At 65.7% G+C, this 5,223-nt stretch carries 4 protein-coding genes; 3 read left to right on the plus strand and 1 reads right to left on the minus strand.

Going from position 1 to position 5,223, the window contains the following annotated elements; all coding sequences use genetic code 11:
• Nucleotides 1-327: 327 nt before the first annotated feature.
• Nucleotides 328-2,235, minus strand: coding sequence for a S9 family peptidase (locus VEG08_12675; protein ID HXZ28839.1), 1,908 nt, complete (start codon nt 2,233-2,235; stop codon nt 328-330).
• A gap of 231 nt (nt 2,236-2,466) precedes the next feature.
• Here VEG08_12675 and VEG08_12680 point away from each other — a divergent pair, with 231 nt between their 5' ends.
• The 3 genes from VEG08_12680 to VEG08_12690 all read left to right on the plus strand — a co-directional run.
• Nucleotides 2,467-3,564 (plus strand): peptidylprolyl isomerase, encoded by a 1,098-nt coding sequence (locus VEG08_12680; protein HXZ28840.1) that lies wholly within the window; start codon nt 2,467-2,469, stop codon nt 3,562-3,564.
• Between the two features lie 75 nt (nt 3,565-3,639).
• Nucleotides 3,640-4,692 carry an OB-fold nucleic acid binding domain-containing protein gene (locus tag VEG08_12685; protein HXZ28841.1) on the plus strand — a complete coding sequence of 351 codons (1,053 nt, stop codon included), beginning with the start codon at nt 3,640-3,642 and terminating at the stop codon, nt 4,690-4,692.
• Nucleotides 4,693-4,805: 113 nt separating this feature from the next.
• A partial coding sequence (locus VEG08_12690; GenBank protein HXZ28842.1) for a hypothetical protein occupies nt 4,806-5,223 on the plus strand: 418 nt, incomplete at its 3' end.

The following is a 5,223-nucleotide window of genomic DNA, read 5'->3' on the forward strand; positions in this document are numbered from 1 at the left end:
GGGGCGGCACAAACGCGAGAATCCTTCAGTCGTCCCTGACGGGACTTGCTCAATCTTCATCGCTGACCCGGCACTTCGTGCCGGGCTACTTTCGTTCCGTCCCGTCGGGACGGGGCCGCGATCTCTTACTCTCCCGGTAAATCCAGAGAACTATGTAGACGGGAGTTATCGGCATCAACACGAAGGGGAGCCAGTAAATGACATGTCCAAGCGGCTCCACATGCCGGAGGAATCGCGCAACAGCAAAGGGAAAGGCCATGAAGAACGCCATGAACACGAAATACACAACCCAGACACCCAGGAGGATCTTGCCGAACACTTGCCCCCTCACTTCGCGTTCTTCACATACTTATCGAGAAACTCTGCGATGGCAGTGTAGCCCCGGATGCGGTTGCTGCGCTTGGCCATGCCGTGGCCTTCGTCGGGAAAGGCGATGTACTCCACCGGCACGCCGCGTTCCTTCACCTTGGCCACCATCTGGTCGGCCTCTTCCTTGGGCACGCGGGGATCGTTGGCGCCCGCGATCACGAAGAGCGGCGCCCGGATCTTGTCCACGTAGTGGATGGGCGAGATGGAGGCCATGAACTCGGGATCGGTGGCCGGGTCGCCGTACTCGGCCACGCGGAAGGCGCGCCGCCACGGCCCCGTGTTCTGGAAAAACGTAGCCCAGTTGGCGATGCCCACGATGTCCACCGTCGCCGCCCACAGTTCGGGATGCATGGTGGCCTGGGCCAGCGCCATGAAGCCGCCGTAGCTGCCGCCCATCACCGCGATGCGGCGCGCGTCCACGTAGCCGCTCTGCTTCAGGAACTCCACCGTCAGGGCCGCGTCCTGGATAGCGTCCCCTCGCTTCTTGTAGTTGTCCATCTGCATGTAGGAGCGGCCAAAGCCGGCGCTGCCGCGGATGTTAGGGGCCAGCACCGCGTAGCCGCGGTTCAGGAAGTACTGGTAGACGGGGTTGAACGCCGGGCGCTCTTGTCCTTCCGGCCCGCCGTGGATGCTGACGATGGCGGCCAGCTTGCCGTCCTTCTGCGCGCCCGGCGGCAGGTAGAAGAGCGCGGGGACCTTGGTGCCGTCGAAAGAGCTGTAGGTCACCAGCTCGGGCGTGACGAAGCTGGCGTCGGGGATGCCGGCGCGGGTGGAGTGCGTGACTTGGCGCGCCTCGTTGGCCTTCAGGTCGAGCACGTAGATGTCGCCGTTCATGGTGGGCGCGGAGTAGGCGAAGGCTACGCGCGTGCCGTCGCCGTTGAAGGAGCCGTGCCCGGCCACGCCCCGCGGCAGGCTGCGGAACAGCGCCACGGTGTTGGCCTTGAGGTCGCGGATGCGGATGAGCGAGGCCCCGGCGTCGTTCCAGGCGTAGAAGAGGCGGGTGCCGCTGCGGTCCATGGCGATGCCGGTGGCTTCGTCCAGGTCGAGGCTGGAGTTCTCCAGGAAGGTGAGCGCCTTCTGGCGCAGGTCGTAGAAGGCCAGGTTGGGATGGTCGCGCTCCTGGTCGGAGGCCAGGTAGAAGCCGGAGCCGTCGGGGTCCCACACCGAGTCGCGGTAGACGGCGTCGCCGGCGTGCTGGGTGAGGAGCTGGGCGCTGCCCCGGCGCACGTCGAGCAGGAAGAGGTCGTTGTCGTAGCTGGAGTGCTCGCGCTCCACCAGCACGGAGCGGCCGTCGGGGGAGAAGGAGAGGGCGGAGTAGTTGACGTCGCCGGCCAGCAGGCGGCGCGCCTGGCGCGTGGCCAGCTCCATCACGTAGACGTCGAAGAAGCGCGGGTCGCGCTCGTTGGAGGAGTAGCAGATCCAGGCCCCGTCGCGGGAGAAGTCGCCAAAGCGGTAGATGGCCTTGGGATTGTGGGTGAGCGGAAGGATGGTCTGCCCGTCCGGGTCCATGAGGTAGAGCTGGCTGCGCTCGTCGCCGCCCTGGTCCTTGGTGAAGAGAATGACGTCGCCGCGCGGCGACCAGCGCACCTCCTGGATGCGGTCGTCGAAGAAGGTGAGCTGCTCGGGGTAGCCGTTGCGCGCCGGCGTCTTCCACACCTGGTTGGTGCCGGTGGTGTTGGTGAGGAAGGCGAGGTCGTCGCTCCCCGGGGAATAGGCAGGCGCGCCGGCGGCGCGGATGTTGAGGTAGCGCGCGATGTCGTAGGGGCCGGCGGCGGGCAGCAGGCCGGACGACGAGGCCGGAGACGCCTGGCCCCATGCCGGCGCCACCGCCAGCAGCAACAGCCACAGCCAGGATTTGCGCTTCATCCTTCCTCCTGAGAGCGGCCATGATACATCGGGTCGTCGGGTCATCGGGTCAATGAAAACCGGCTCGGCCCGGTGATTCGATGACCCGATGGTCCGATAGGCGGGGGCGGCCGGCACGGCCGCCCTCCGCCCTTGGCGGGCCGGGGGCGGGAAAGGTAAAATATCCGAATCTCCTTCCTCTCAGACTGTGGTGGGAGCTGGAACGCCACGAGAAAGCCCAGGGTCCGTGCCATGAAGAAGCGCTATTGGGTCCCCGTCCTTTGCCTGATCGTCATCTCCACCTGCCTGTTCGCCTCCGACACCGTGATCCAGGAGATCATCGCGCACATCAACAGCGACGTCATCACGCGCGCCGACCTGCAGCACGGTCAGGAGCAGCTCATGAACGACCTGCGCCAGCAGTACGGGGCGGAAGCCGACAGGCACTACCCGGAGCGGGAGAAAGACGTCCTGCGCGACCTCATCGATCAGGACCTGCTGCTGCAGAAGGGCAAGGACCTGGGCATCACCGGCGACACGGAACTCATCAAGCGCCTGGACGAGATCCGCAAGCAGCTCAACCTGGAGACCATGGAGGACCTGCAGCGCGCCGCCGAGAAAGAAGGCGTCTCCTACGAGGACTTCAAGCAGAACATCCGCAACGGCATCATCACCCAGCAGGTGATCCAGCGCGAGGTCGGCTCCCACATCCAGATCACCCAGGAAGAGGTCCGCAAGTTCTACGAGGAGCACAAGAAGGACATGGAGCAGCCGGAGCAGGTGCGGCTGGAGGAGATCCTGGTCTCCACCCAGCCCGCGGGCGCGCCGGAAGGCGCGGACCCCGACGCCGCCACCCTGGCCGCGGCCGAGAAGAAGGCCCACGACCTGCTCGACCAGATCCACAAGGGCGCCTCCTTCGAGGAGCTGGCCAAGAAGTACTCCGCCGACGCCAACTCGGCCCCCCAGGGCGGCGACCTGGGCTACTTCAAGCGTGGCACCATGGTGAAGTCGCTGGAAGACGTCATCTTTGCCATGAAGGCGGGCGAGGTCTCCGACGTGGTCCGCACCAAGCAGGGCTACATCCTGATGAAGGTGAGCGAGCACACGCCGGCGGGCGTGCCTCCGCTCAAAGACGTGGAGGAGAAGGTGCAGACCGCCATCTACTACCAGAAACTCACGCCGGCGGTGCGCGTCTACCTCACCAAGCTGCGCGAGGAGGCCTACATCGACATCAAGCCCGGTTTCGTGGACTCGGGCGCCAGCCCCAACGAGACCAAGCCGGTCTTCGTCAACACCGCCGCCCAGGACCAGGCCAAGAAGAAAAAGAAGAAGAAGTTCCTGGTCTTCTAGGCCGCTCTCCGCGCCGCGATGGGTTAGGATGAGAGTGGTCCCGCCGCCGCCGGCGCGGGCCCCAGGCAGGCCCTCATGAAGGACTTCTACATCCAGGATGCCGCCGCCAACGAGAACAAGGTCATCACCTCGTCCTTCGTGGTGGCCGCCAAGCAGATCAAGCCGCGCAAGACCGGCGAACTCTTCCTGGCCCTCACCCTGGCCGACCGCACCGGGCAGATCGAGGCCAAGATGTGGGACAACGTCGCCGACGCCCTCGGCGCCTGCGACCAGGACGACTTCATCAAGGTCAAGGGGCTGGTCAACAAGTACAACAACCGCTTCCAGCTCACCATCCACAAGCTGCGCCGCATGGAGGAGTCGGAGATCGACTACGCCGACTACCTTCCCAAGTGCCCGCGCGACGTGGAGGAACTCTGGCGCGACGTGGCCGGGTTCGTCGCCTCCTTCCAGAACCCGCACCTGAAGGCGCTGCTCGAGGCCTTCCTGAACGACCCGGAGATCGCGGCCGCCTACAAGAACGCCCCCGCCGCCAAGAGCCTGCACCACGCCTACATCGGCGGGCTGCTCGACCACGTGGTCTCGCTCTTCCGCTCCTGCGACCTGATCTGCCGCAACTATCCCCAGCTCGACCGCGACCTGCTGCTCACCGGGGCCTTCCTGCACGACATCGGCAAGCTGCACGAGTTGGCCTACAGCCGCTCGTTCTCCTACACCACGCGCGGGCAGTTGCTGGGGCACATGATCATCGAGCTGGAGATGCTGCACGCCAAGCTCGAGCAGGTGCCGGGCTTCCCCGCTGAGCTGAAGACCCTGGTCGAGCACTTGCTCATCAGCCACCACGGCCAGTACGAGTTCGGCTCGCCCAAGCTGCCCATGTTCCCCGAGGCCCTGGCGCTGCACTACCTCGACGACCTGGACTCCAAGCTCGAGGCCATGCGCGCCCACTACGTCCGCGAGCCCGAGGCGGAGTGGACCAGCTACAACCCTTCCCTGGGGCGGCCCCTGCTCAACCGCGAGAGGTTCCTCCAGAAGAAGGAGGAGAAGGCCGAGCCTGCGCCCTCCGACGAATCTCCGGCCAAGGACTTCACCCTCACCGCTCCCGGCGACGGTCCCCGCAAGAAATAGGAGGAACCGGCAGGCCACTGTCCTTTCGGGGTTTGCGCCCTGCAGGAAGACTCTGATACAAGCTCTGGGTGAGGATGGAGGTAATTATGCGGACCCGTCTTGCAGGCCTGGGAATGGCCTGTCTTTCCCTGATCCTGGCCGTGGGCTGCGGCTCGAAGTCCCCGGCGGACCAGAGCGCTGCCGGCGGAGGTGCGAGCGGCGGCTCCAGCGGCGGCACTTCCAGCACAGCCTCCAGCAAGCCCGGCATGCTGGACCGCTTGATGGCCAAACCCATCACCGTGCCTGCCGGCACCGTGATCACCGTCAAGCTGGGACAGGCGGTGGGTTCGAAGATCAGCAACAGCGGCGACACCTTCACCGCCACCGTGGCCGAGCCGGTCTCGGTGGACGGCAAGGTGATCATCCCGGAGGGCTCGGAAGCCACCGGCACCGTGGTGGACGCCAAGGCCCGCGGACGCTTCAAGGGCGCCGCCAAGCTGCAACTCACGCTGGACTCGGTCAGCGTGGGTGGCAACTCTTACAAGCTCGAGA

It is taken from the genome of Terriglobales bacterium (assembly GCA_035624475.1).
Lineage (GTDB): Bacteria > Acidobacteriota > Terriglobia > Terriglobales > Acidobacteriaceae > DASPRL01.

What these genes read in the sequence shown, in the direction of transcription:
- VEG08_12675 (HXZ28839.1), bottom strand. Translation starts at nt 2,235, where the DNA reads ATGAAGCGCAAATCCTGGCTGTGGCTGTTGCTGCTGGCGGTGGCGCCG.
- VEG08_12680 (HXZ28840.1), top strand. Translation starts at nt 2,467, where the DNA reads ATGAAGAAGCGCTATTGGGTCCCCGTCCTTTGCCTGATCGTCATCTCC.
- VEG08_12685 (HXZ28841.1), top strand. Translation starts at nt 3,640, where the DNA reads ATGAAGGACTTCTACATCCAGGATGCCGCCGCCAACGAGAACAAGGTC.